Raw genomic sequence first — 23,536 nt, 5'->3', positions numbered from 1 at the left:
CGCCCAGCTCGCCGAGGAGTTGGTCCTCCATGACCACCGAGCTCACCGCAGCCCAGTTGATCGAGAAGCACCGCCCCACGCTCGACAGGGCGCTGGAGGCGATCGGCACGCGCGCGTACTGGTCACCGCACCCCGAGCACCCGAAGGCGTACGGCGGCACGGACGAGGCCGGGCGCACCACCCTGAGCGCCGGCGAGGGCCAGGCGGCCTTCGACGCGTTGCGCGGCACCCGCTTCGAGCTGTCGCAGCCGGGCACGGACGAGTGGGTGGGCGACGAGGTGTCCCCGTACGGCATCGAGCTGGGTGTGCTGTATCCGCATCCCGACGTCGATGTCCTGCTCCCGGCCATGCGGGCCGCCATCCCCGCCTGGCGGGAGGCCGGCCCGGAGACCCGCGCCGTGGTGTGCCTGGAGATCCTGGCCCGGATCAACGCCAGGACGCACGAGTTCGCGCACACCGTCATGCACACCTCGGGCCAGGCGTTCATGATGGCCCTCCAGGCGGGCGGGCCCCACGCGCAGGACCGCGGGCTGGAGGCGGTGGCGTACGCCTACCAGGAGCAGGGGCGCGTCCCGGGGGCGGCGACCTGGTCCAAGCCGCAGGGCAAGCGGGACCCGCTCCACCTGAACAAGGAGTTCACGTCGGTCCCCCGTGGTATCTCGCTGCTGATCGGCTGCAACACCTTCCCCACCTGGAACGGCTACCCGGGCCTGTTCGCGTCGCTGGCGACCGGCAATCCGGTGCTGGTCAAGCCGCACCCGCGGGCCGTGCTGCCGCTCGCGCTGACCGTGCGGGTCGCCCGGGAGGTGCTGTCCGAGGCGGGCTTCGACCCCAACCTCGTCGCGCTGGCCGCCGAGCGCGCCGGCGAGGGGCTGGCCAAGACGCTCGCCGTGCGCCCGGAGATCCGGCTGATCGACTACACGGGCTCGACGGCGTTCGGTGACTGGCTGGAGGCCAACGCCCGGCAGGCGCTGGTCTTCACGGAGAAGGCCGGGGTCAACTCCGTCGTCGTCGACTCGACGGACGACTACAAGGGCATGCTGAGCAACCTGGCGTTCTCCCTCTCCCTGTACAGCGGCCAGATGTGCACCACCCCGCAGAACATCCTCATCCCCCGCGACGGCATCCAGACCGACGCGGGCCCCAAGACGTACGACGAGGTGGTCAGCGACCTCGCGGGCGCCGTCGACGGGCTGCTCGGCGACGACGCGCGGGCCAACGCCCTCCTGGGTGCCATCGTGAACCCGCAGGTCAAGGAGCGGGTCGAGGGAGTCGCGGCGCTGGGCGAGGTGGCTCTGGCCTCGCGCGTGGTCGCCCACCCCGACTTTCCCGGCGCCACGGTGCGTACGCCGACGATCGTCAAGGCCGACGGGGCCCGCAAGTTCTGGGAGAGCCCGGACGCGGACGCCGCCTACCTCTCCGAGTGCTTCGGCCCGATCTCCTTCGCCGTGGCCGTCGACTCCACACCCGAGGGTGTGGAGCTGCTGCGGCACACCATTCGCCACAAGGGCGCGATGACCGTCGGCGCGTACACCACGTCGGCGGAGATGGAGCGGCTGGCCGAGGAGGCATGCCTGGAGGAGTGCGCCCAGCTCTCGCTGAACCTGACGGGTGGCGTCTACGTGAACCAGACCGCCGCCTTCTCCGACTTCCACGGCTCGGGTGGCAACCCGGCGGCCAACGCGGCCCTGTGCGACGGCGCGTTCGTGGCCAACCGCTTCCGCACGATCGAGGTGCGCCGCCCGGCGTGATCGCGTCCCGTGCCTCCGCCGGTTCGGCGATGCCACCGGCGGGGGCGCCTTGGGGGGCCGTGACGACGGCAGCCTCGCCGCAGCCGGCGTCCCGCCTGCCCTTGGCGCCCGACCAGGAGGTCCGGCCGCTCCCTGGGCACCGACGCCGAGGGCGAATGCCCGTTCAGCGAGCCGCGACGCGAGGCGACGCGTGCCCTGCCCGCACCGTGCCTAGGCCGGTTGCGGCGAAGCGGAGCGCAGGGCTTTGACGAGGGCGCCCAGTTCGGGGTCGTTGGCGGCGTCGGCGAGCGCGGCGGCGAGTGTGGCCTCGTACGTCCCCCGCGCTTCGGCGTGACGCGCGCGACCGGCGTCCGTGATGACGGTGTAGACGCCCCGCTTGTCGTCCGCGCACAGGTCCCGGAAGGCGAAGCCGGCCGCGTTCAGACGTCCGGCGAGCCGGGTGGTCGAGCTCTGGTTGAGTCCGACCCTGGCCGCCAGTTCCTGCATGCGGAGCCCGGACGCGGTGGCCGACGTCAGGTGCCCCAGCGCGCGGTACTCCGAGAGACCGAGGCCGTGCTGGCGTTGTAGGGCCACGGAAAGCCGCTGCTCCACGCGCGCGTGGAGGGCGAGGACGCCGCCCCACAGCAGTTCGTCACCCATCGAACCCTCCCGCAACCCAGGCCACTTGACATGAGGTTACCCGTAGAGACAAACTCCCGAGAGAATTTGCACATACATACAATCTACCTCTTCGACGCTACCTCACCGCACCCTCGGGCGCCCCCTTCGTACGCGCCCCTTCCGCCGCCCGCCCCGCCTCGTACCCGGCCCATCACCGCCCAGGGAGCACCGCCGTGGCCTGGATCTACCTGCTCATCGCCGCCGTCTTCGAGGTGGTCTTCGCCCTCAGCACCAACGCCACCGAGGGCTTCACCCGGCTGTGGCCCTCACTGCTCACCGTCGCCGCCGCGACGTGTGGCGTGTTCTTCCTGAGCCTGTCCCTGAAGACACTGGACGTGGGCGTCGGCTACACCATCTGGACCGGCCTCGGTTCGCTCGGCGCGCTCAGCCTGGGCGCGGTCCTGTTCCACGAGGGGCTCGGCCTCGGCAAGGTGATCTCCTTCGTGGCCATCGTCGGCGGCGTGATCGGCCTCAAGCTCGCCGACGGCTCCACCCCGGACACCACCGAACCACGGTCCGCGACCCCGCCGGGCCCGACCGGAGGCGCGGACCCCACCAGCGCGCCGGCCGCTCGCTGAACGGCAAGGAGCCGACCGTCATGGCCTGGACCTATCTGCTGATCGCCGCCGTCTTCGAGGTGGCCTTCGCGCTGAGCACCAACGCTTCCAAGGGCTTCACCCGGCTGTGGCCCTCCGTCACCGCCATCAGCACCACCGTCGTCAGCGTGTACTTCCTGAGCCTGTCCCTGAAGACGCTGGACGTGGGCGTCGGCTACACCATCTGGACCGGCCTCGGTTCGCTGGGCACCGTCACGCTGGGGGCGATCCTGTACAAGGAGCGGATCACCACCCCGAAGGTGATCTCCTTCATCGCGATCATCGGCGGCGTCATCGGCCTCAAGCTCTCGGCCGGTGCCTGAGCCACCCGCTCGACGCGGCGGGGCCGCGCCCGACTCCCGAGGTCAGTCGGCGATCGTCGCGTGTACGCGCACCCAGGAGTGCATGGCGATGGCCGCCGCCGCACCCGCGTTGATGGACCGGGTGGAACCGAACTGCGCGATCGAGCACACCATGCTCGCCCGCTCCCGTGCCTCCGGGGTCAGCCCGGGGCCCTCCTGCCCGAACAGCAGCACACAGCGCCGTGGCAGCTCGACGCGCTCCAGCGCCACGGCGCCCGGCAGGTTGTCGATCCCGATGATCGGCAGGTCCTCGCCGGCGGCCCACGCCGTCAGGTCGGCGGTGTCCGGGTGGTGCCGTATGTGCTGGTAGCGGTCGGTGACCATGGCCCCGCGCCGATTCCAGCGCCGGTTGCCGACGATGTGGATCTCCTTCGCCAGGAAGGCGTTGGCCGTCCGCACGACGGAACCGATGTTGAAGTCGTGGCTCCAGTTCTCCACCGCGACGTGGAAGTCGTGCCGCCGCGTGTCCAGGTCGGCGACGATCGCCTCGTGCGTCCAGTAGCGGTAGCCGTCCACGACGTTGCGACGGTCCCCCTGCGCGAGCAGTTGCGGGTCGTAACGATCGCCGGTGGGCCACGGTCGCGGGTGCGGCCCCACCCCGATCCGCGGCTGGAAGCCCTCGTCGTACTGGAGCGGCTCGTCCCCGTCGACCGGGGGAACGGGCTGGTCCGAGGCGTGGGATGAGGTCTGGCTGGTCACCCCACGAGGGTACGGTCCGCCGGCGCCCGAGCGTCGCGACCGACCGCCAGGGGCGCGCGCCGGCGCAGCCGGTGCCGGGTCCGCTGGATGACGGAGCCGAGCCAGCGCAGGAAGTTCGTCGGCAGGAACACCGCGTCCGCCGCGATCATCGCGAGGGAGAGGAAGGGCAGCCCGAGCACGATGGCTATGCCGATGTGCTCCAGCATCATGACCGCGAGCAGAACGTTCTTGGCCCGCCGGTTGAGCAGCGCGAAGGGGAAGGCGACCTGAACGAAGACCGTGCCGTAGCTGAGCAGCATGACCATCGTCCCGCTGCTGCCCAGCACGTCGGTCAGGGCGGGCCAGGGCGAGAAGTAGTCGAGGTGCAGCGGGTAGTGCACGGCGGTGCCGTCCTGCCAGCGGGTGCCCTGGATCTTGTACCAGCCGGCGGTGGCGTAGATCAGACAGACCTGGCCCATGATCACGACCAGGGCCGCGTTGTGGGCGAGGTTGCCGAGCGCCTCCAGCACCGTGCGCGGTTCCCCGGGCGCGTACCGGCACACGGCCCACCATGCCGCGTGGGCGGCCCACAGCCCCCAGAAGACCAGCGCCCAGCCGGCGCTGAGCTTGCCCAGCGCGGTGACGACGGCGAGCGTGGTGCCGAGCAGCGTCCAGAGCACGACACCGGTGCCGTCACTCCCCAGCAGACCCGTGTGACGCGAGGGGTCGGTGGGGCTGGCGCGCCGCATGGCGCCGGGCAGGTCCCCGGGTGTGCGTGCCGTGACGGTCGGGCTCGTCGGATGGCCGTCGGCGCCTTCCGCGCGTGGACGCGGTGGCTCGTGCGCCGGCGCACCGGGCTTCGCGAACGCCCCCAGGCGCTTGGCCGGCCCGCCGTCCGCCGACTCCACCGCCGCCCTGGGGCCCGGCACCCGCCCTACCGCCCCCGCCGGGCTCCCCTCCCCGAAGGAGTGGGAGGTCGGCGCGTTGGCGGACCGGAGTTCCCGCGCGGCACGGCGGGCGTCCAGCGACCACACCTGTCCGCATCGGGTGAGGACCAGGTAGATGGCCATCAGGTGGATGATGTTGTCGCCGCCGTCGCCCACGAAGACGTTGCGGTTCTGCAGCGAGAGCACGCCGACCATGAAGAGCACGGACATCGTGCGCGTACGCCACCCCAGCATCAGCAGCGCGCTGGAGATCACGGCTATCGCGTACACGGCCTCGAACCACGCCTGGCCGTCCGACCACATCAGCGTGGTGAAGGAGCCCGTCCCGTCGATGAGCTGGCGCGCCATGTCCGGTGCCCACGGGCTGTCCGGCCCGTACAGCACCTGGCGGTGGGGCCATTCGCGCAGCAGGAACAGCAGCCAGGTGAAGGAGAACCCGATCCTGACGATGGCGCTCTGGTACGGACCGAGCGCCCTGCCCGTGATCCTGGCCTGGCCACGGGCCGCGGCACTCTCCAGCCGGCCTCCCAGCGTGCGGAGGTTCACCGGTCGCTCTCCTTGGCCTGGCCGCTCCGGGACGACCGTTCGCCGAGCGCCACGCCGCCCCCCGGCTCGCCGTCGGGCAGGTCGTCGCGCGTGACGGTCCACCACGGAAGCACCCGGTAGACCGCCTTGACGTCGATGCTCTCCTGGCTCCAGGAAGGCGGCGCGACGGGCTTGGTGGCCGACCGCACCTGCACCCGCTCCACGCTCCCGCCCTCGTGCTCCGATCCAAAGCGGTGCGCCACCATGCGGCGAACGTACTGCTCGGAGAGCTGACCGCGCAGTCCGATCGGCTGCTCCCGCGCGTCGTGCGAACTGGAGTAGAACTCCCAGGCACGGCGCAGCTGGTTCTGCTGCGAGTGGCTGGGCAGCGGATTGTGCCGGATGGCGGCGCCGTCCTGGGCCGTCAGGTTGGTCCAGGAGGTGACGGCTTTGCCGCCCTCCGGCGTGCGCACCTCGGCGCGCGCGTACACGGCGACGTTCTGCTGGAGTGGATTGGGCGCGAAGAGCTTCCAGTTCTGCTCGAACTCCGGATAGATGTAGTCGCCGATCGCCTCACTGTGCTTTCGGCTGACCGTGTTTGACGGCGCTACGTGCAGGAACGACATCGCCAGATGCACGGCGACGGCCACCACCGCCACCGCTATCGCCACCCCGATGACGGCCTGCCCCGGCAACGAGAGACGGCCCCGCCCCACGTCACCGGCGGAGCGGGCGGCGAGAGGGTCCGCGGCGACCACCCCGGGCCAGGGGCGGGGGCGCGGTCTGACAACGGCGCCACCACCCGGGCCGTCGTCGAGGTCGGAGCGCGCTCCCGACCCGTGCCCCAGCCCGGCGTCGGCGTCGGGGCACGCTCGCGCCCCGTGGCTCGGCAACGCGCCCACCGGCGCGTCACCGGCGTCCGAGCCCGTCTCTCCGCCCGCGGGCTCGGCAACGCCCTCCGGCGCGGCACCGGCCGCCTCCGTGACCTCGGGTGCCGCCGCGCGCGGCGGCACCGACCCCGCGTCCGGCCCGCACGCATCCGGCGCTGCGCCGCCCGCGCCGGCCTGCTCAGGCCGTTCGGCTCGCTCGTCCGGTTGCATACCCACCCCGTTTCCCATCCTGGCGGCGCACCGCACCGCTCCCACATACGCCCGGAGACGGTACCTACGGTGCCTCACTCAGCACAGCACCTCCGAGTTATCCACAGCCTTGACACCGATTGAGGCACCGGAGACCATTGAACCGAACGATCGGTCGGTCGGCTGATGGGTTCGGGCGCCAGCTCGCGGACGCATCGACCGACGAGGTCTCTCGACGACCTGCGGGTCGGGTGGCGAGGAGCGGACATGACGACGATGGCGCCGGACGCCGGCACACAGGACGACGCGGCTCACGAGGCACGGTTCAACGAGGCGGTAGCCGCCGAGGAGCGCATCGAGCCGCGCGACTGGATGCCCGACGCCTACCGGGCCTCGCTGGTGCGGCAGATAGCTCAGCACGCCCACTCCGAGATCATCGGCATGCAGCCCGAGGCCAACTGGATCACCCGGGCGCCCTCGCTGCGTCGCAAGGCCATCCTGATGGCCAAGGTGCAGGACGAGGCGGGCCACGGTCTCTACCTCTACAGCGCCGCCGAAACCCTGGGCACCAGTCGCGACGAACTCCTCGACCGCCTCCACGCCGGTCGCCAGAAGTACTCCTCGATCTTCAACTACCCCACCCTGACCTGGGCCGACGTCGGCGCCATCGGCTGGCTCGTGGACGGCGCCGCGATCACCAACCAGGTCCCCCTCTGCCGCTGCTCCTACGGCCCCTACGCCCGCGCCATGGTGCGCATCTGCAAGGAGGAGTCGTTCCACCAGCGTCAGGGATACGAGCTGCTCCTCGCCCTCAGCCAGGGCACCGAAGCACAGCACGCCATGGCCCAGGACGCCGTCGACCGCTGGTGGTGGCCCTCCCTCATGATGTTCGGCCCGCCCGACGACGAGTCGGCGCACTCCGCCCAGTCGATGGCCTGGCGGATCAAGCGCCACTCCAACGACGAGCTGCGCCAGCGCTTCGTCGACATCTGCGTCCCCCAGGCCGAATCCCTGGGCCTCACCCTCCCCGACCCGGACCTGACCTGGGACGAAGAGCGCGGACACCACACGTTCGGCCCCATCGACTGGACCGAGTTCCGCGAGGTGCTGCGCGGCAACGGACCGTGCAACGAGCAGCGCATCAGCCAACGCCGCGCGGCCCACGACGAAGGGGCCTGGGTGCGCGAGGCGGCCTCGGCGTACGCGGCCAGGCACGACGGGCGAAGCGGGCACGGCCACCACGCGCCGCAGGCCCCACAGCAGCACGACGTACAGGAAGAGGACATCGCATGAGCTCGGCGGACTGGCCCCTGTGGGAGGTATTCGTGCGCAGCAGGCGCGGCCTGAGCCACACACACGCCGGAAGCCTGCACGCACCGGACGCCGCCATGGCCCTGCGCAACGCCCGCGACCTGTACACCAGGCGCTCGGAAGGTGTGTCCGTGTGGGTCGTGCCCTCCACCGAGATCACCGCCTCGTCGCCGGACGAGAAGGACTCCTACTTCGAGCCCGCGGCCGACAAGCCGTACCGGCACCCGACGTTCTACGACATCCCCGAGGGAGTACGGCACCTATGAACCCCACACCCACAAGCGCGGCGCTGGCCCTGGGCGACGACGCCCTGGTCCTCTCGCACCGGCTGGGGGAGTGGGCCGGGCACGCCCCCGTCCTGGAGGAGGAGCTGGCCCTCGCCAACATCGCCCTCGACCTGCTCGGCCAGGCACGCGTGCTGCTCTCCCTCGTCGGCGACGAGGACGAACTCGCCTACCTGCGCGAGGAACGCGCCTTCCGCAACCTCCAGCTGGTCGAGCAGCCACGCGGCGACTTCGCCGACACTATCGCCCGTCAGCTCTACTTCTCCGGCTACCAACGGCTGTTGTACGAGGAGTTGGCCCAGGGCGACTCCGCCTTCGCCGCCCTGGCGTCGAAGGCGGTCAAGGAAGTCGACTACCACCGCGACCACGCCGAGCACTGGACGCTGCGCCTCGGCGACGGAACGGCCGAGAGCCACCAACGGATACAGCGGGCCCTCGACGGGCTGTGGCGGTACACCGGCGAGGCGTTCGAGCCGATCGAGGGCTTGGACGTCGACTGGGTGACGCTGCGGGAGCGGTGGACGGACCGCGTCACCACGGTGCTCCGGCAGGCCACCCTGACCCTGCCCAGCGGTCCGCAGACGGGCGCGTGGGCCGCCGGCGGCGGTCGCCAGGGCATCCACACCGAGCCCTTCGGCCGCATGCTGGCCGAGATGCAGCATCTGCACCGCAGCCACCCGGGGGCGACATGGTGACGTCCAGCCCCGTGGAGGAAACGCCGTTGGAGCGGAAGCTGTGGGAGGCCGCCGGCGCCGTCCCCGACCCCGAGCTGCCCGTGCTCAGCCTCGCCGAGCTCGGCGTACTGCGCGCCGTGCGGGTCACCGGGCCGGGCCGGGTCGAGGTCGAGCTGACCCCGACGTACACGGGCTGCCCGGCGATCGAGACCATGTCCGCCGACATCGAGCAGGTGCTGCACGCGCACGGCATGCCGGAGATCGAGGTCCACACGGTGCTCTCGCCTCCCTGGACCACCGACGCCATCAGCGCCGACGGTCGTCGCAAGCTCAGGGAGTACGGCATAGCCCCACCGCGCGCCACCGGTGGTCCGGCCACCAGCGGGCCGGTCGCGGTGGACCTGGCCATCCGCTGCCCGCACTGCGGCTCGACGCGCACCAGCCTGCTCAGCCGGTTCTCCTCCACCGCCTGCAAGGCGCTGCGCCGCTGCGAGTCCTGCCTCGAACCCTTCGACCATTTCAAGGAGCTGTCATGAGCGCGGCCCGCCACAGCGCGTTCCACACGTTGCGCGTGACGGCCACCGAACGGCTCACCGACGACGCCGTAGCGATCACTTTCGCCGTCCCGCCCGACCTGCGCGAGTTCTACCGCTACACGCCCGGACAGCACATCGCCCTACGCCGCTTCACCGGCGACACCGAGATACGACGCACGTACTCGATCTGCTCACCGGCGACCGAACCGGCCGGACCGGCGAGCCTGCGGGTGGGCGTACGGCTGGTGGCGGGGGGCGAGTTCTCCACGTACGCGCTCAAGGAACTCGCCGTGGGCGACGACGTGGAGGTGATGGCGCCGACCGGCCGGTTCGTCCTCGATGTCGAGCCCACGCCGGCGGCGGACGGGGAGCGGGGCGACGGTCGGGCGGGCGGCGGCGGGCACTACGCGGCCATCGTCGGCGGCAGCGGCATCACTCCCGTGCTGTCCATCGCCGCGACCCTCCTGGCCCGCCGCCCCACCGCGCGCTTCAGTCTCCTACGCAGCGACCGCTCCGCCGCCTCCACGATGTTTCTGGAGGAGGTCGCCGACCTGAAGGACCGCTACCCGGACCGCCTGCAACTCGTGCACGCCCTCTCGCGCGAGGAGCAGCAGGTCGGCCTGCCGTCGGGCCGGTTGGACCGGGAACGGCTGACCGACCTCCTACCGGCGCTGGTGCCCGTGACAGCGGTGGACGGGTGGTTCCTGTGCGGCCCGTACGGCCTCGTGCGATCCGCCGACGCCGCCCTGCGCGAGCTGGGCGTCCCGCGTGCCCGTGTGCACCAGGAGATCTTCCACGTGGCAGACGAGTCGCTTCCCACCACGAGCAGCGTCGCCCCCGCCCACAGCACGGTGACCGCCACCCTCGACGGCCGGTCGGGCACATGGCCGGTGGGCGAGACGGAGTCGCTGTTGGAGACGGTGCTGCGCAACCGGGCCGACGCGCCCTATGCCTGCAAGGGCGGTGTGTGCGGCACGTGCCGGGCCTTCCTGGTCTCCGGCGAGGTCCGTATGGACCGCAACTTCGCGCTGGAAACAGAGGAACTCGACGCGGGGTACGTCCTGGCCTGCCAGTCCCACCCGGTCAGCGAGCAGGTCGAACTCGACTTCGACCGCTGAGCGACCACCCGCCGCACCGACCGTACGCCCCGGCCGCTGACCCGCCCGCGCGACACCAGCCCAGGCGGCCGGGGCCTCGACGTCCGGCCGCCCTCCCGCGGGTGCGCCCGCGCGCTACAGCACCGACGCGGGCTGCTCGCCGTCACTCACCATCGGACGGCCCGCGGCCTGCCAGGCCAGCATGCCGCCACCCACGTTGACGGCGTCCAGACCCTGCGCCAACAGGTACTGCGCCACCCGCGCGGACCGGCCGCCCACGCGACACACGACATGCACTCGGCGGCCGTCGGCAGCCGCCTCGGTCAGCTCACCGAACCGTTCCACGACCTCGCCCATCGGCACGTGCAACGCGCCCTCGGCGTGCCCTGCCGCCCACTCGTCGTGCTCACGGACGTCCAGCAGGAACCCGTCGGCCGGTACCGCCGCGGCCTCCACCTCCGGCATCTGGCCAAACGACATCAAGGCACCTCTTCTTCGTTCGATCTCTGGGAGCTCGTCCAGTCTCCCTCACCCATCCTGCCGGCCCCGGTCCTCCCCAATCGACCCACGGCCAAGGGCCGGTCCCCGGGCCGGGGACGGGGCGAGGACGGGACAAAGGCGGGGGCGGGGACGGGGGCTCCAGATCGACCGGCTCCGCCTGCTCCCTCCCCCCACCCCCCTCCCGCCCCCTCCCCTCTCCTGCCCTCCCCCTCCCTACGCCCGGCCAGGCTCAGGGCCGGCGGGGCGCACGGCGGGCGACGCTCGCGCCCGCTGCCCGGGGGCGGTGAGGCTCGGGGCGGAGACCGCTAACCGAGGAGTCCCGTCAGACGAGCCTCGCGCTCGGCGACCTGGGCGAGCAGTTGCTCGGCGATCTCTTCGAGCAGGCTGTCCGGGTCGTCCTGAGCCATCTTGATCATGGCGCCGATAGCGCTGGACTCCAGCTCCTCCGCCATGGTCGCCAGCAGTTCCTTGCGGGCCGCGAGCCATTCAAGCCGCGCGTAGAGCTCCTCGCTGCGGCTGGGCCACCGGGGCTCGGGCGGCGGGCCCGCCTCCCACTCCTCGGCGAGTTCGCGCAGTTCCTCGGCGTTGCCGTCCGCGTACGCGGCGTTGACGCGGACGAGGAACGCCTCCCGCCGCTCCCGTTCGGCTTCCTCCCGGGCCAGGTCGGGGTGAGCCTTGCGGACCAGGTCACGGAAGACGCGGCGGGCCTCCTCGCTGGGCCGGACCCGAGGCGGCGGCTGGACCGGACGTTCGGTGAGCATCGACTGGGCCTCGGGCGAGATCCCGTCGGAGTCCATCCAGCCTTGGAACAGCTCCTCCACCTGGGGCATGGGCAGCACCAGCGAACGCGCCTCGCGAGCCCGGCGCAGGTCTTCCTCGTCACCCGTCTGCGCCGCGATCGCTTCGGCGATCAGCGCGTCGAGCTCGTCCAGCCGCGTGTACATAGGGCCGAGCCGCTGGTGATGCAGCCGGGAGAAGTTCTCGACCTCGACCCGAAAGGTCTCCAGCGCGATCTCGAACTCGATCAGTGCCTGCTCGGCGGCCCGCACCGCGCGTTCCAACCGCTCCTCGGGGCGTGGCTGGCCCCCCGGCGCCGACTCTGGTGCCTGCTGGCGCGCTTCCTGGTTCGCCTGCGCTTCGGGGTTCGTCACACGGCCAGCCTACGGGCCGCCTGGTCAGCCGCGCCGCGACCGGTTCACACGCCCAGCTCGGCCGCTATCCGCCCGGCGCGGACGGCGGCGAGCAGGTGTGCGTGGTCGGCCTCGGTGCGGTCGGCGTAGGCCATCGCGAAGGCCGCCATCGCCTCGTCCAGTTCCTCTGCCTTGCCGCAGTACCCGCTGATGACGCGCGGATCCGCACTGTGCGAGTGGGCACGGGCCAGCAGTGCGCCCGTCATCCGCCCGTAGTCGTCCAACTGGTCGGCGGCCAGCGCGGCCGGATCCACGCTTCCCTTGCGGTTGCGGAACTGCCGCACCTGGTACGGCCGTCCGGCCACCGTCGTCCAGCCCAGCAACTGATCACTGACCACCTGGATGTGCTTCTGCCCGAGGACCACACGCCGCCCCTCGTGCCCTGCCTCGGACTCGACTCCGCCCGTCGCGGTGCGCTCCGCGACCGGGCCCGCCCCCCGGTCACCGGTCGTGGCGACGGGCCGGGGGGCGGCGCTCCACCGTGGATCCAAAGTGATCTTGCTTACATGTGGCAGCAGCGCCGACGACCTGGCCTCCTTCACCTGCAGGACCAGTGGCTCCCCCCGGTGGTCGAGCAGCAGCACGACATACGAGCGGGTGCCGACGCTGCCGGTGCCGACCACGCGGAACGCCACGTCGTGCACCACGTACCGGGACAGCAGCGGCAGCCGGTCCTCCGGCAGCGTGCCCAGGTAGTCGCCGAGTGCCAACGTCACGGCCGCGGCCTCCGCGTCGGGCACGCGGCTGAGCACCGGCGGCGCGTCCACGAAGCGTCGTCCGCCCTCGGGGGTCGCCTCCGTCGAGCGGGCCGCGAAGCGCGCGCTCGTGTTGCGCCGGGCCTTCTCCGAGACCCGCTCCAGCGTGCCGAGCAGGTCCCTGGCGTCCGTGTGGGACACGAGTTCCTCGTCGGCGATGGCGTTCCACGCCTCGGCGGTCGGCAACTTGGCCAGCAGCCGCATGGTGCGGCGATAGGCACCCGCCGCGTCCCGGGCCGCCGCGCGGCACACCTCCTCGTCCGCACCGGCCTCGCGCCCCGCCAGCACCAGCGAGGTCGCGAGCCGCTTGAGGTCCCACTCCCAGGGGCCGTACACCGTCTCGTCGAAGTCGTTCAGATCGATGACCAGCCGGCCCCGGGCGTCCCCGTACAGCCCGAAGTTGGCCGCGTGCGCGTCCCCGCATATCTGTGCGCCGACGCCGGTCACGGGGCCACCCGCCAGGTCGTACGCCATCAGCCCGGCCGCGCCGCGCAGGAACGCGAAGGGGGAGGCCACCATACGGCCGACACGGATGGGGACCAGGTCGGGCAGTCGGCCGGCGTTGGACTCGCGTACCGCGGTGACCGCGTCGGGGCGGCGCTCGTCGGGGACGAAGTGGCCGTGCGCGGGGCGCGGCAGCCGCTCCCGCAGGGCCTTGCCGGCGCGTCTGCCCAGGCCGGCGCCGTCGCGTCGGGCGAACCCCGGCACGTGGGGCACCCGCTCACCGTCACCCGAGGGGCCGGCCCACTCGCCGGGCCGCCCCGGAGAAGCGGGCACGTCGGCCGCCGCGTGCCTTGACTCCGCGCTCGGCTCCGCGCTGACCGGGCGTCCCTCGCCGATCGACGCGCGCGCCGCGCTCTTCGCCGCCGCGTCAGAACCGCTCTCAGCAGCCATGTGCTCGACCTCCCCAGCCCGTGGCGCACCGGACGTGGTGCGTGTGGTTGAACCGTACAGACAGGGTGGAAGGGGGGTGACGGGCTGTGGATAACTCTGGGGCAACGCGCTCGAACAGGGGCGGCACACCCGCCTGACGCCGGCCGAGGCCGGCTCTGACCAGGGGGAACACCAGCCGGTAAGAAAGTCCTACTGTGGGAATCGCCCTCGCGCGAAGGCACCGCGTCGAGGAGGACGAGGAGAGGAGCAGCGGGGTGGACCGTGACGCCTCCGTGGAGACCATCCGGCGCGAGATGACCACCTTCGCCCGACGGGCGCGCGCCGTCGCGGCGCGCATCCACCCCGAACTGTCGCTGGTCTCCTTCATCCTGCTCGCACACCTGGAGGACGCCGACGGCTGCCGCGCCACCGACCTCGCGGCGCACTACCTGCTGGACAAGTCCACCGTCAGTCGCCAGCTCTCCGCCCTGGAGCGACTCGGCTACGTCGCCCGTCGCACCGACCCCGACGACCACCGCGTACAGGTCCTGCACCTCACCCCGTCCGGCACCGAGGTGCTACGCGGCGTGACGGCCACCCGCCGCGCCCTCATGCACCGCCGCCTCGCCGACTGGGACGCGGCCGACCTGGAGCGGTTCGCGACGTACCTGAGCCGCTACAACGCCACCAGCACCCCCCTCGACTGACCCCACCCCCAGCCCACCCCAGCTCACGCCACTTCACCGGACACGGCCCCGACACCCGGCACGCGGCCCGAACCGAAGCCCCAGCACCCGGCACGCGGCCCCCGGCACGCGCGGCACCCGGCACGCGCCGAAACCCTGGGCATCCAGCACCCAGCGCGAGAAATCCAGCACGAGTGAACCAGCCCAACCCGACGGCGACCACGACCACGCGCCCCAGGCCCCCGCACCCCCACGGCCATCGACACACCCGCCCCGCGCCACACACCCACACCACGCACCACGCGAATCGCCAACCGCCAACCGCGTCACGCCTCGCCACCCGCGCGGGCCGACGCGGTTTGGTGAAGGGGGGTCCGGACCGGGCGGCCCCGCGCTGTACCCGATGGCGCGCTACGCGGACACGTGGACGATGGGCCGGCCCGGCGGAGCGAACCCGCCAACAAGGCCGGCGCGAACCCGCCGTACGCCCACCGCACACGGCACCAGCCGTACGTGACGTAAAACCGCCCCCCACACACAGCCGCACGCGGCGACAGAAACCCACCCCCACGCGCAGCGACCAACACCCGCACCGCCGAACACCCGCGCCCCACTCGCACCCCTGGCAACCACCCACGCACACCCACCCACGCGCGACCGCAAGGCCACCACCACCAGAAGCACCCCACCCACAAAGCCGCCCACACCCGGCCGCCACCCGACAAAGCCGCAGGCCACCCACGCCTCCAGGCCACTCACACCCGTGACGGCTACCCACGCCCACCCGGCTACCCGGCCACCCGGCCACCCGCGACGAAGCCGCACGCACACGAACCACAAGCACAAGGGACACAGACCACAGACCACAGACACACAAGCCGCAAGCCGCAAGCCGCCGCAGGCAACACCCGTCCGTCACGCGTGCCCCAGCACCCGGCCCGCCGCCAGGGCGCACCCGCCCCCGGCCTCCCGTTACGTACGGAAGCGATCAGGACACTGACCGCCGTCGGGCAGGTACGTCTCCGCCCACTCGCCGAGCGCCCTGAGCGCGGGCTCCATCGCGGCGCCGCCCTCGGTGAGCCGGTAGAAGACCCGCAGCGGCGGGCCCGCGTCCACCTCGCGGGAGACGAGACCGACGGCGGCCAGTTCCGAGAGCCGGTCGGACAGCATGCGTTCGCTGATGCCGGGGATGGCCCGGCGCAGTTCGGCGAAGTACCCGCCACCACCCATCAGCGTGGCCACGATCAGGCCCGTCCAGCGCTTGCCGAACAGGCCGAAGACGCGCGTCACCCCGGAGTCGACCTGTCGACAGCCTTGCTCGGTGTGCTCGGTGGCGTCCGTCATGGCTCCAGCGTAGTGGCCCGATCTCTTCGTAGCTATAAAAAAGTAAGCTGCTGTGCTAACAATAGGAACGTACGGAAGTTCAGCCCGCTGCGAGCGGACTGGACCGAGATGTGCGCGCCGGCGCTGCCGGACCTATCTCCTCTTGCTCACTTCCTGCCGCTCCCTGGCCGTATGAATCACGGAGGCACGCCATGCCCACTCTGCTGCACCTCGACTCGTCGCTCTATCCGCTCGACGGCTCCGCATCGCGCGACGTGGCCGCGTCCTTCCGCAAGGCGTGGGAAGAGCAGCACCCGAACGGCACCGTCATCTACCGGGACCTGGACGCCAACCCGCTGCCGCACCTCGACGTGACGTCCGCGACCGCGGGCTTCTCCGACCCCTCCGAGCACACCCCCGAGCAGCGGGCGGCCTTCGCCGTTCGCGTCGAGCTCGCCGAGGAGCTGGAGCGGGCGGACGCGGTGCTCATCGGCGCCCCGATGTACAACTTCACGATCCCCTCCACGCTCAAGACGTGGCTGGACCAGGTGATCATCGTCGGCCGGACGGCGGGCGAGGCACCGACGGCCGCGGGGACCCCGGTCACGGTGGTGGCCAGCCGCGGTGGCTCGTACGCGCCGGGCACCCCGCGCGAGAGCTTCGAGTTTGTCCAGAACTACCTGGAGAAGGTCCTGAACGGCATGCTCGGCCTGGATGTGGACTTCATCGTCCCCGAGCTGACCCTGGCCCGCAGCACGCCGGCGATGGCGGACCTCGTCGAGCTCTCCGACGCCTCGCGCGTCAAGGCCCACGAGGACGCCGTGAGCAAGGCCAAGGCCCTGGCCGCCCGCGCCGCCGCCTGACCCGCCCGGCACGCGACGGGGTCGTACGAACCGGGCCCTGAGCCCGCGCCGTACGACCCCGCCCACCTCTCGCCCCGCCCCCCGCTACACGCGGGCCCTGGCCGGCGCCGGGGCCGGCCACGACGGCGCCACCGGGCAACGGCCCGGCGGCAGTCCGGCCCACGACGCGAGATCAGCGCCGGGCCCGGGGACGACACGTCCGAACAGGACCAGCACAGCCGCGACCACGCCGATGGCGATGGCGATGGCGATGGCGATGGCGATGGCGATGGCGATGGCGATGAACAACGAAAGAACCCCCGCTCCGGATTTCTCCGAAGCGGGGGTTCTTCTTCTGTGCGCGAGGGGGGAGTTGAACCCCCACGCCCTTTCGGGCACTGGAACCTGAATCCAGCGCGTCTGCCTATTCCGCCACCCGCGCATGGGTGTCGCCGTTGAGACTCACTCACCTTAAGTGGTGTGACCGCTCCGATCGAAATCGACCGGGAGAGACCATCCGCTTTCGGTGGGGGCGCCTTCCGACATCCAGAAGATTAGCACGCTGGCCGGGGTGCCCTCACATCCGTTGTCGGCGCCTCATCGACCACGAGACCGGCCGGCCGGCCCGGGGACCCGCTCGGTTGCGGGACACTAGCTCTGAGGCACATCTACGATCCCCGGTGAGGGGGACACTCCGCTGTGAGGGGTGACACTCCTCGCACCGGGCCAGGAAGGGGAACCAGCCGATTTCCCGACGCGTGGATACGATCAGTAAGCAGTATCAAGACGACACGACCGAGGAAGACTAAGGAAGGAGGTGCCCCGTGGGAGTACTGAAGCGCTTCGAGCAGCGTCTCGAAGGTCTCGTGAACGGCACCTTCGCCAAGGTGTTCAAGTCCGAGGTCCAGCCGGTCGAGATCGCGGGCGCGCTCCAGCGTGAGTGCGACAACAACGCCACCATCTGGAACCGGGACCGCACCGTCGTCCCCAATGACTTCATCGTCGAGCTGAGCACGCCCGACTACGAGCGGCTGAGCCCGTACTCGGGGCAGCTCGGCGACGAGCTGTCCGGCATGGTCCGCGACTACGCCAAGCAGCAGCGCTACACCTTCATGGGCACCATCAAGGTGCACTTGGAGAAGGCCGAGGATCTCGACACCGGCCTGTACCGGGTGCGCAGCCGCACCCTGGCCGCCAGCCAGAGCCAGAGCCCGCAGCCGGGCCCGGCCCAGACACCGCCGCCCGGCGCCCCGCAGGGCCCGCCCCCCGGGCAGGGCCCGGGACTGCGCGCGGTGCCGCCCCACGGGGGGCACCCCGCGTCGGGCGGCCCGCCGCCGATGCCCAGCGCCCCACCGCCCGGCGCGCGTCCCGCGCCACGGCCGGGTCAGCCCGGCGCGGGGTCCCACTCCGGTGCGCAGACGCGGCGGTGGATCGAGATCAACGGCACCCGCCACCAAATTTCCCGGCCCACTCTGGTGCTGGGCCGCAGCACCGACGCTGACGTGCGGATCGACGATCCGGGCGTCTCGCGCCGGCATTGCGAGATCCGGGTCGGAACGCCCTCGACGGTCCAGGATCTGGGATCGACCAACGGCATCGTGGTAGACGGACAGCACACCACGCGCGCTACGCTCCGCGACGGCTCCCGCGTCGTCGTGGGCAGCACCACCATCGTTTACCGGCAAGCCGAAGGGTGAAGCGGGGGCAATGTCAGAGCTGACCCTCACGGTCATGCGGTTGGGTTTCCTCGCCGTACTGTGGCTGTTCGTCATCGTGGCCGTACAGGTCATCCGCAGCGATCTGTTCGGTACGCGGGTGACCCAGCGCGGGTCGCGGCGTGGCGCCGACCGGGCGCCGCGGCAGCAGACGACACCGCCACCGCAGCGGCAACAGTCCAGCGGCCGGGGGGCCAGCCGACAGCGGCGCGGCGCCCCCACCAAGCTGGTGGTGTCCGAGGGCACTCTCACCGGCACCACCGTCGCCCTCCAGGGGCAGACGATCTCCCTCGGTCGGGCCCACGACTCGACGATTGTGCTGGACGACGACTACGCCTCCAGCAGGCATGCCAGGATCTACCCAGACCGTGACGGGCAGTGGATCGTCGAGGATCTCGGGTCCACGAACGGTACGTATCTCGACCGGACCCGGCTCACCACGCCGACGCCGATTCCGCTCGGTGCGCCGATCCGCATCGGCAAGACCGTCATCGAGCTGCGGAAGTAGTAGGAACATGACGACCGGAGGGTGGGCACCGTGCGGATGTACCCGGAGCCGACGGGCGAGGTGCGCATGAGTCTGTCGCTGCGTTTCGCCGCCGGCTCGCACAAGGGCATGATCCGGGAGGGGAACGAGGACTCCGGCTACGCCGGTCCCAGGCTGCTGGCCATCGCCGACGGCATGGGCGGGCAGGCGGCCGGTGAGGTCGCCAGCTCCGAGGTGATCTCCACCCTCGTCCAGCTCGACGACGACGTGCCCGGCTCCGACATCCTCACCTCGCTAGGCAACGCGCTGCAGCGGGCCAACGACCAGCTTCGCGTCATGGTCGAGGAGGACCCGCAGCTCGAAGGCATGGGCACCACGCTCACCGCGCTGCTGTGGACCGGCCAGCGGCTCGGCCTCGTCCACGTCGGCGACTCCCGCGCGTATCTGCTGCGCGACGGCGCCCTGACCCAGATCACCCAGGACCACACGTGGGTGCAGCGGTTGGTGGACGAGGGGCGGATCACCGAGGAGGAGGCCACCACGCACCCGCAGCGCTCGCTGCTGATGCGGGCCCTGGGCAGCGGCGACCACGTCGAGCCCGACCTGTCGATCCGCGAGGTGCGGGCCGGCGACCGGTACCTGATCTGCTCGGACGGGCTGTCCGGCGTGGTCAGCCACCAGACCCTCGAAGAGACCCTGGCCAGCTACCAGGGGCCGCACGAGACCGTGCAGGAGCTGATCCAGCTCGCGTTGCGCGGCGGCGGCCCCGACAACATCACCTGCATCGTCGCCGACGTCCTGGACGTGGACGGCAGCGACGCGATGGCCGCCCAGCTCAACGACACCCCGGTCATCGTCGGCGCGGTCGCCGAGAACCAGATCCAGCTCAGCGACGGCGGCGCCGCGCAGACCCCGGCCGGACGCGCCGCCGAACTGGGCAGAAAGCCCGTTCCACCGCAGGCCACCAGCGAGGAGGCGGGCGGCTTCGGCCCGCCCGGCAGCGGCGAACCGGCCATCGGCCGCCCCGTCGACGGCGCCTTCGGCGGCTACGGGGACGACGCGGCGCTCACCAAGAGCGGGCGCACCAAGTGGCTCAAGCGCTCGGCGTACATCGCGCTGGCGCTGGCCGTGGTCGGCGGCGGGTTGTACGGCGGCTACCGCTGGACCCAGACCCAGTACTACGTCGGCGCCAGCGGCGACCACGTGGCGATCTACCAGGGCATCAGTCAGGACCTGGCGTGGATCAGCCTGAACAAGGTCCACCAGGACTACGACGACACCAAGCTCCGGTACCTGCCGATAGACCAGCGCACCCGTGTCGAGGACACCATCGCGGTGAGCGACCTCGGTCAGGCGCAGAAGAAGGCCAAGCAGTTGGGCCTGCTCGCCGGCACCTGCCAGAAGCTCGACCAGCAAAAGCGTGCCCAGGAAGAGCGCAAGAAGGCCGAGGACCAGCAGCAGGACCTCGGCAAGGAAAGGGAGCGGGCCGGCGACGGCGTCGAGGCCCGGACCGGCAAGGCCAACGAGCAGCCCCGTACCGACAAGACCACGACGTCTCCCACCCCGACGCCAAGCCCCTCGCTGTCCCCGGCGGAGCAGGAGCTGGCCGACGAGTGCGGCGGCACCCAGCAGTGAAGCGGTAGGGGGCCGCCAGCGATGAGCAGCAGTACCACCAGCACGACCACGATCAGTACGGCCGGGCCGCCCAGCCGCCGCAACACCGAACTCGCGATGCTCGCCTTCGCGGTGATCATCCCGGTGTTCGCGTACGCCAACGTGGGTCTGGCCCTGAGCGACGAGATGCCCTCGGGCATGCTGAGCTACGGCCTGGGCCTCGGGTTGCTCGCCGGCGTCGGACACATCGTGGTCCGCAAGTTCGCGCCGTACGCCGACCCGCTGCTGCTGCCGTTGGCCACGTTGCTCAACGGGCTGGGCCTGGTGCTGATCTGGCGGCTCGACCAGTCGGAGCGCCTGGCGCGCACCGCCGCGGCGCAGGGCTTCTCCTACCAGGCGTCCGCGCCCAACCAGCTCATGTACTCGGCGATGGGCGTGGCGTTCTTCGTCGCCGTGCTCATGCTGCTCAAGGACCACCGCATCCTGCAGCGCTACACGTACATCTCGATGGCCGGCGCGCTGATCCTGCTGGTGATGCCTGTGTTCTTCCCGGCCAAGTTCGGTGCCCGCATCTGGGTCACCGTCGCCGGGTTCTCCATCCAGCCGGCCGAGTTCGCCAAGATCGTGATCGCGGTGTTCTTCGCCGGCTACCTCATGGTCAAGCGGGACGCGCTGGCGCTGGCCAGCCGCCGCTTCATGGGCCTGTACCTGCCGCGCGGCCGTGACCTGGGGCCGATCCTGGTCGTGTGGGCGATGAGCATCCTGATCCTGGTCTTCGAGACCGACCTGGGTACCTCGCTGCTGTTCTTCGGCATGTTCGTCGTGATGCTGTACGTGGCCACCGAACGCACCAGCTGGATCGTCTTCGGACTGCTGATGTCGGCCATCGGCGCGGTCGGCGTGGCCACCTTCGAGCCACACGTGCAGCAGCGTGTGGACGCCTGGCTGGACCCGTTCGCGGTCTACGACACCGGGCAGGGCACCGAGCAGATCGCGCAGGCGCTGATGGCGTTCGGCTCCGGCGGCGTCATGGGCACCGGCCTGGGCCAGGGCAACTCCGACCTCATCGGCTTCGCCGCCAACTCCGACTTCATCCTCGCCACCGTCGGCGAGGAACTGGGGCTGGCCGGCACGATGGCCATCCTGCTGCTGTACGCGTTGATCGTGGAACGGGGCGCGCGCACCGCGCTGGCGGCCCGTGACCCGTTCGGCAAGCTGCTGGCCATCGGCCTGTCCGCGGCCTTCGGCATCCAGATCTTCGTCGTCGCGGGCGGCGTGATGGGCCTGATCCCGCTGACCGGTATGACCATGCCGTTCCTGGCGGCGGGTGGTTCGTCCGTGATGGCCAACTGGGCGCTCATCGCCATCCTGATCAAGATCAGTGACACCGCGCGCCGCCCGGCCCCGGCTCCCGCCCCGTCCCCCGACGCCGAGATGACCCAGGTGGTCCGACCGTGAACAAGCCCCTGCGCCGGATCGCGATCTTCTGCGGGCTGCTGGTTCTCGCCCTGCTGGTGCGCGACAACTGGATTCAGTTCGTCCAGGCCGACGAGTTGGCGGACCACAAGCACAACCGTCGCGTGGAGATCGCCCGCTACAGCCAGCCGCGCGGCAACATCATCGTGGACGGCAAGGCCGTCACCGGTTCCAAGGAGACCAACGGGACCGACTTCAAGTACAAGCGCACGTACCACGACGGCGCGATGTGGGCGCCGGTCACCGGCTACGCCTCGCAGGTCTACGGCGCCACGCAGTTGGAGAACCTGCACGACGGCATCCTCACCGGCGACGACGACCGGCTGTTCTTCAACCGCACCCTCGACATGATCACGGGCAAGAGCAAGAAGGGTGGCGACGTCATCACCACCCTGAACGCCAAGGCCCAGCGGGCCGCCTTCCAGGGGCTGGGGGACAAGAAGGGCGCGGTCGCCGCGCTCGACCCGCGCACCGGCAAGATCCTCGCCCTGGCCTCCACCCCGAGCTACGACCCCACCAACATCGCGGGCGGCTCCAAGAAGGACGAGGAGGAGTGGAAGCGGCTGGACGAGAAGAACAACAAGGACGTCCCGATGCTCAACCGGGCGCTGCGCCAGACGTACCCGCCCGGCTCCACGTTCAAGGTCGTCACCGCCGCCGCCGCGCTGGAGGACGGCCTCTACGACACCATCGACGAGAAGACCAACTCGCCGCTGCCGTGGAAGCTGCCGCTGACCGCCAACCAGGACCTCGACAACGAGGGCCCCATCCCGTGCAAGGACGCCTCCCTCAAGCTGGCGCTCCAGGTCTCGTGCAACACCGTCTTCGGCAAGATCAGCGATGACCTCGGCAACGAGAAGATGATCAAGCAGGCCGAGAAGTTCGGCTTCAACGAGACCGTCGACACGCCGGTGCGCACCGCCGAGAGCATCTACCCCGAGGACAACCGGCCGCAGAACGCGATGGCCGGCATCGGCCAGGCCAGCAACCGCGCCACGCCGCTCCAGATGGCCATGATCACCGCCGCGATCGCCAACGACGGCAAGCTGATGAAGCCGTACATGGTGGACAAGCTGCGCGCCCCGAACCTCAACGTGGTCGAGCAGACCGAGCCCGACGAGATGTCGCGCCCCATCTCCTCGGACACCGCGCACAAGCTCCAGGACATGATGGAGAACGTCGTCGAGAAGGGCACGGGCACCAACGCCCGCATCCCCGGCGCCACCGTCGGCGGCAAGACCGGCACCGCCCAGCGCGGCGTGGCCAACAGCCAGAAGCCGTACGCCTGGTTCATCTCCTACGCCAAGGGCGAGGACGGCTCTCCGGTGGCCGTCGCCGTGGTCGTCGAGGACTCGCGGGCCGAGCGCGGCGACATCTCCGGTGGCGGCCTCGCGGCCCCGATCGCCAAGGCCGTCATGAAGGCGGTACTCGACAGCGAGAAGTAGGCCGCGACAGCGAGAAGGACGCGAGGTGGTGGGGGGGCCGGGCGAGGACCCGGCCCCCCCACCCCAGCGCCACAATAAAAAAAACAACCCACACACCCCCCAACAGACGCCGGATCGAGAGGAGGACGT

The 23,536-nt window shown here is 71.2% G+C and carries 24 protein-coding genes and 1 tRNA gene; 15 read left to right on the top strand and 10 right to left on the bottom strand.

What is annotated here, in order from left to right:
* Positions 1-29 precede the first annotated feature (29 nt).
* Positions 30-1,751, top strand: coding sequence for a phenylacetic acid degradation protein PaaN (gene paaN, locus ACFVFR_RS28415; RefSeq protein WP_383706807.1), 1,722 nt, complete (start codon positions 30-32; stop codon positions 1,749-1,751).
* A gap of 210 nt (positions 1,752-1,961) precedes the next feature.
* Here paaN and ACFVFR_RS28410 read toward each other — a convergent pair whose 3' ends face one another.
* Complete coding sequence (locus ACFVFR_RS28410; RefSeq protein WP_383706805.1) at positions 1,962-2,390, bottom strand: MarR family winged helix-turn-helix transcriptional regulator; 429 nt, start codon at positions 2,388-2,390, stop codon at positions 1,962-1,964.
* Between the two features lie 194 nt (positions 2,391-2,584).
* Between ACFVFR_RS28410 and ACFVFR_RS28405 the strand changes: the two genes are divergently transcribed.
* Both ACFVFR_RS28405 and ACFVFR_RS28400 read left to right on the top strand, forming a co-directional pair.
* The gene (locus ACFVFR_RS28405) at positions 2,585-2,989 is read left to right on the top strand and encodes a DMT family transporter (protein ID WP_383706803.1); all 405 of its coding nucleotides are present in this window, start codon (positions 2,585-2,587) and stop codon (positions 2,987-2,989) included.
* A 20-nt stretch (positions 2,990-3,009) separates the two neighbouring features.
* Complete coding sequence (locus ACFVFR_RS28400; protein ID WP_383706801.1) at positions 3,010-3,330, top strand: DMT family transporter; 321 nt, start codon at positions 3,010-3,012, stop codon at positions 3,328-3,330.
* A 42-nt stretch (positions 3,331-3,372) separates the two neighbouring features.
* Here ACFVFR_RS28400 and ACFVFR_RS28395 read toward each other — a convergent pair whose 3' ends face one another.
* The 3 genes from ACFVFR_RS28395 to ACFVFR_RS28385 are packed head-to-tail and all read right to left on the bottom strand — an operon-like array spanning position 3,373 to position 6,235.
* The gene (locus ACFVFR_RS28395; RefSeq protein WP_383706799.1) at positions 3,373-4,068 is read right to left on the bottom strand and encodes a TrmH family RNA methyltransferase; all 696 of its coding nucleotides are present in this window, start codon (positions 4,066-4,068) and stop codon (positions 3,373-3,375) included.
* Positions 4,065-5,540 carry an HTTM domain-containing protein gene (locus ACFVFR_RS28390; RefSeq protein ID WP_383706797.1) on the bottom strand — a complete coding sequence of 492 codons (1,476 nt, stop codon included), beginning with the start codon at positions 5,538-5,540 and terminating at the stop codon, positions 4,065-4,067. Before ACFVFR_RS28390 ends, ACFVFR_RS28395 begins: the two co-directional genes overlap by 4 nt.
* Complete coding sequence (locus ACFVFR_RS28385) at positions 5,537-6,235, bottom strand: DUF5819 family protein (protein ID WP_383706795.1); 699 nt, start codon at positions 6,233-6,235, stop codon at positions 5,537-5,539. Before ACFVFR_RS28385 ends, ACFVFR_RS28390 begins: the two co-directional genes overlap by 4 nt.
* 630 nt (positions 6,236-6,865) lie before the next feature.
* Between ACFVFR_RS28385 and paaA the strand changes: the two genes are divergently transcribed.
* From paaA to ACFVFR_RS28360, 5 genes are read left to right on the top strand one after another with little or no spacing between them, the layout of a single operon-like run.
* Positions 6,866-7,891 carry a 1,2-phenylacetyl-CoA epoxidase subunit PaaA gene (paaA, locus tag ACFVFR_RS28380; protein WP_383706793.1) on the top strand — a complete coding sequence of 342 codons (1,026 nt, stop codon included), beginning with the start codon at positions 6,866-6,868 and terminating at the stop codon, positions 7,889-7,891.
* Positions 7,888-8,175: a 1,2-phenylacetyl-CoA epoxidase subunit PaaB gene (gene paaB / locus ACFVFR_RS28375; RefSeq protein WP_383706791.1), complete on the top strand. Its 288-nt coding sequence runs from the start codon at positions 7,888-7,890 to the stop codon at positions 8,173-8,175. The genes paaA and paaB overlap by 4 nt, the downstream gene beginning before the upstream one ends.
* Positions 8,172-8,888 carry a 1,2-phenylacetyl-CoA epoxidase subunit PaaC gene (gene paaC, locus ACFVFR_RS28370; RefSeq protein ID WP_383706789.1) on the top strand — a complete coding sequence of 239 codons (717 nt, stop codon included), beginning with the start codon at positions 8,172-8,174 and terminating at the stop codon, positions 8,886-8,888. Before paaB ends, paaC begins: the two co-directional genes overlap by 4 nt.
* On the top strand, positions 8,882-9,403 hold the full coding sequence (gene paaD / locus ACFVFR_RS28365; RefSeq protein ID WP_383706787.1) for a 1,2-phenylacetyl-CoA epoxidase subunit PaaD: 522 nt from the start codon (positions 8,882-8,884) through the stop codon (positions 9,401-9,403). The genes paaC and paaD overlap by 7 nt, the downstream gene beginning before the upstream one ends.
* On the top strand, positions 9,400-10,521 hold the full coding sequence (locus ACFVFR_RS28360; RefSeq protein ID WP_383706785.1) for a 2Fe-2S iron-sulfur cluster-binding protein: 1,122 nt from the start codon (positions 9,400-9,402) through the stop codon (positions 10,519-10,521). The genes paaD and ACFVFR_RS28360 overlap by 4 nt, the downstream gene beginning before the upstream one ends.
* Before the next feature lie 114 nt (positions 10,522-10,635).
* On the opposite strand, the gene ACFVFR_RS28355 is transcribed toward ACFVFR_RS28360, so the two are convergent.
* The 3 genes from ACFVFR_RS28355 to ACFVFR_RS28345 all read right to left on the bottom strand — a co-directional run bounded on the left by ACFVFR_RS28355 (position 10,636) and on the right by ACFVFR_RS28345 (position 13,840).
* A complete protein-coding gene (locus ACFVFR_RS28355; protein WP_383706783.1) occupies positions 10,636-10,980 on the bottom strand; it encodes a rhodanese-like domain-containing protein in 345 nt (114 codons plus the stop codon).
* A gap of 326 nt (positions 10,981-11,306) precedes the next feature.
* On the bottom strand, positions 11,307-12,152 hold the full coding sequence (locus tag ACFVFR_RS28350) for a hypothetical protein (protein WP_383706781.1): 846 nt from the start codon (positions 12,150-12,152) through the stop codon (positions 11,307-11,309).
* 44 nt (positions 12,153-12,196) lie between these two features.
* Positions 12,197-13,840 carry a DUF2252 domain-containing protein gene (locus ACFVFR_RS28345; protein ID WP_383706779.1) on the bottom strand — a complete coding sequence of 548 codons (1,644 nt, stop codon included), beginning with the start codon at positions 13,838-13,840 and terminating at the stop codon, positions 12,197-12,199.
* Positions 13,841-14,133: 293 nt separating this feature from the next.
* Here ACFVFR_RS28345 and ACFVFR_RS28340 point away from each other — a divergent pair, with 293 nt between their 5' ends.
* The gene (locus ACFVFR_RS28340) at positions 14,134-14,526 is read left to right on the top strand and encodes a MarR family winged helix-turn-helix transcriptional regulator (protein WP_383706839.1); all 393 of its coding nucleotides are present in this window, start codon (positions 14,134-14,136) and stop codon (positions 14,524-14,526) included.
* Between the two features lie 951 nt (positions 14,527-15,477).
* On the opposite strand, the gene ACFVFR_RS28335 is transcribed toward ACFVFR_RS28340, so the two are convergent.
* Complete coding sequence (locus ACFVFR_RS28335; RefSeq protein ID WP_383706777.1) at positions 15,478-15,849, bottom strand: winged helix-turn-helix transcriptional regulator; 372 nt, start codon at positions 15,847-15,849, stop codon at positions 15,478-15,480.
* A gap of 191 nt (positions 15,850-16,040) precedes the next feature.
* Here ACFVFR_RS28335 and ACFVFR_RS28330 point away from each other — a divergent pair, with 191 nt between their 5' ends.
* On the top strand, positions 16,041-16,691 hold the full coding sequence (locus tag ACFVFR_RS28330; RefSeq protein ID WP_383706775.1) for an FMN-dependent NADH-azoreductase: 651 nt from the start codon (positions 16,041-16,043) through the stop codon (positions 16,689-16,691).
* An 84-nt stretch (positions 16,692-16,775) separates the two neighbouring features.
* On the opposite strand, the gene ACFVFR_RS28325 is transcribed toward ACFVFR_RS28330, so the two are convergent.
* On the bottom strand, positions 16,776-16,979 hold the full coding sequence (locus tag ACFVFR_RS28325) for a hypothetical protein (protein ID WP_383706774.1): 204 nt from the start codon (positions 16,977-16,979) through the stop codon (positions 16,776-16,778).
* A 49-nt stretch (positions 16,980-17,028) separates the two neighbouring features.
* Positions 17,029-17,112 (bottom strand) — tRNA-Leu (locus ACFVFR_RS28320).
* 382 nt (positions 17,113-17,494) lie between these two features.
* Between ACFVFR_RS28320 and ACFVFR_RS28315 the strand changes: the two genes are divergently transcribed.
* The 5 genes from ACFVFR_RS28315 to ACFVFR_RS28295 are packed head-to-tail and all read left to right on the top strand — an operon-like array spanning position 17,495 to position 23,407.
* The gene (locus tag ACFVFR_RS28315; protein WP_383706772.1) at positions 17,495-18,367 is read left to right on the top strand and encodes an FhaA domain-containing protein; all 873 of its coding nucleotides are present in this window, start codon (positions 17,495-17,497) and stop codon (positions 18,365-18,367) included.
* 10 nt (positions 18,368-18,377) lie between these two features.
* Complete coding sequence (locus ACFVFR_RS28310) at positions 18,378-18,893, top strand: FHA domain-containing protein (protein WP_383706770.1); 516 nt, start codon at positions 18,378-18,380, stop codon at positions 18,891-18,893.
* A 36-nt stretch (positions 18,894-18,929) separates the two neighbouring features.
* On the top strand, positions 18,930-20,507 hold the full coding sequence (locus ACFVFR_RS28305) for a Stp1/IreP family PP2C-type Ser/Thr phosphatase (RefSeq protein ID WP_383706837.1): 1,578 nt from the start codon (positions 18,930-18,932) through the stop codon (positions 20,505-20,507).
* Between the two features lie 21 nt (positions 20,508-20,528).
* On the top strand, positions 20,529-21,944 hold the full coding sequence (locus tag ACFVFR_RS28300; RefSeq protein WP_383706768.1) for an FtsW/RodA/SpoVE family cell cycle protein: 1,416 nt from the start codon (positions 20,529-20,531) through the stop codon (positions 21,942-21,944).
* On the top strand, positions 21,941-23,407 hold the full coding sequence (locus tag ACFVFR_RS28295; protein ID WP_383706766.1) for a peptidoglycan D,D-transpeptidase FtsI family protein: 1,467 nt from the start codon (positions 21,941-21,943) through the stop codon (positions 23,405-23,407). Before ACFVFR_RS28300 ends, ACFVFR_RS28295 begins: the two co-directional genes overlap by 4 nt.
* Positions 23,408-23,536: the final 129 nt, after the last annotated feature.

The organism is Streptomyces sp. NPDC057702 (genome assembly GCF_042799315.1).
GTDB lineage: Bacteria > Actinomycetota > Actinomycetes > Streptomycetales > Streptomycetaceae > Streptomyces.
This window is presented reverse-complemented; position numbering and strand designations above follow the sequence as displayed.

Excerpts from the sequence above, each read along its gene's own strand:
- paaN (WP_383706807.1), top strand. The coding sequence starts at position 30 with ATGACCACCGAGCTCACCGCAGCCCAGTTGATCGAGAAGCACCGCCCC.
- ACFVFR_RS28410 (WP_383706805.1), bottom strand. The coding sequence starts at position 2,390 with ATGGGTGACGAACTGCTGTGGGGCGGCGTCCTCGCCCTCCACGCGCGC.
- ACFVFR_RS28400 (WP_383706801.1), top strand. The coding sequence starts at position 3,010 with ATGGCCTGGACCTATCTGCTGATCGCCGCCGTCTTCGAGGTGGCCTTC.
- paaA (WP_383706793.1), top strand. The coding sequence starts at position 6,866 with ATGACGACGATGGCGCCGGACGCCGGCACACAGGACGACGCGGCTCAC.
- paaB (WP_383706791.1), top strand. The coding sequence starts at position 7,888 with ATGAGCTCGGCGGACTGGCCCCTGTGGGAGGTATTCGTGCGCAGCAGG.
- paaC (WP_383706789.1), top strand. The coding sequence starts at position 8,172 with ATGAACCCCACACCCACAAGCGCGGCGCTGGCCCTGGGCGACGACGCC.
- paaD (WP_383706787.1), top strand. The coding sequence starts at position 8,882 with ATGGTGACGTCCAGCCCCGTGGAGGAAACGCCGTTGGAGCGGAAGCTG.
- ACFVFR_RS28360 (WP_383706785.1), top strand. The coding sequence starts at position 9,400 with ATGAGCGCGGCCCGCCACAGCGCGTTCCACACGTTGCGCGTGACGGCC.
- ACFVFR_RS28355 (WP_383706783.1), bottom strand. The coding sequence starts at position 10,980 with ATGTCGTTTGGCCAGATGCCGGAGGTGGAGGCCGCGGCGGTACCGGCC.
- ACFVFR_RS28345 (WP_383706779.1), bottom strand. The coding sequence starts at position 13,840 with ATGGCTGCTGAGAGCGGTTCTGACGCGGCGGCGAAGAGCGCGGCGCGC.
- ACFVFR_RS28340 (WP_383706839.1), top strand. The coding sequence starts at position 14,134 with ATGACCACCTTCGCCCGACGGGCGCGCGCCGTCGCGGCGCGCATCCAC.
- ACFVFR_RS28335 (WP_383706777.1), bottom strand. The coding sequence starts at position 15,849 with ATGACGGACGCCACCGAGCACACCGAGCAAGGCTGTCGACAGGTCGAC.
- ACFVFR_RS28330 (WP_383706775.1), top strand. The coding sequence starts at position 16,041 with ATGCCCACTCTGCTGCACCTCGACTCGTCGCTCTATCCGCTCGACGGC.
- ACFVFR_RS28310 (WP_383706770.1), top strand. The coding sequence starts at position 18,378 with ATGTCAGAGCTGACCCTCACGGTCATGCGGTTGGGTTTCCTCGCCGTA.
- ACFVFR_RS28305 (WP_383706837.1), top strand. The coding sequence starts at position 18,930 with ATGTACCCGGAGCCGACGGGCGAGGTGCGCATGAGTCTGTCGCTGCGT.
- ACFVFR_RS28300 (WP_383706768.1), top strand. The coding sequence starts at position 20,529 with ATGAGCAGCAGTACCACCAGCACGACCACGATCAGTACGGCCGGGCCG.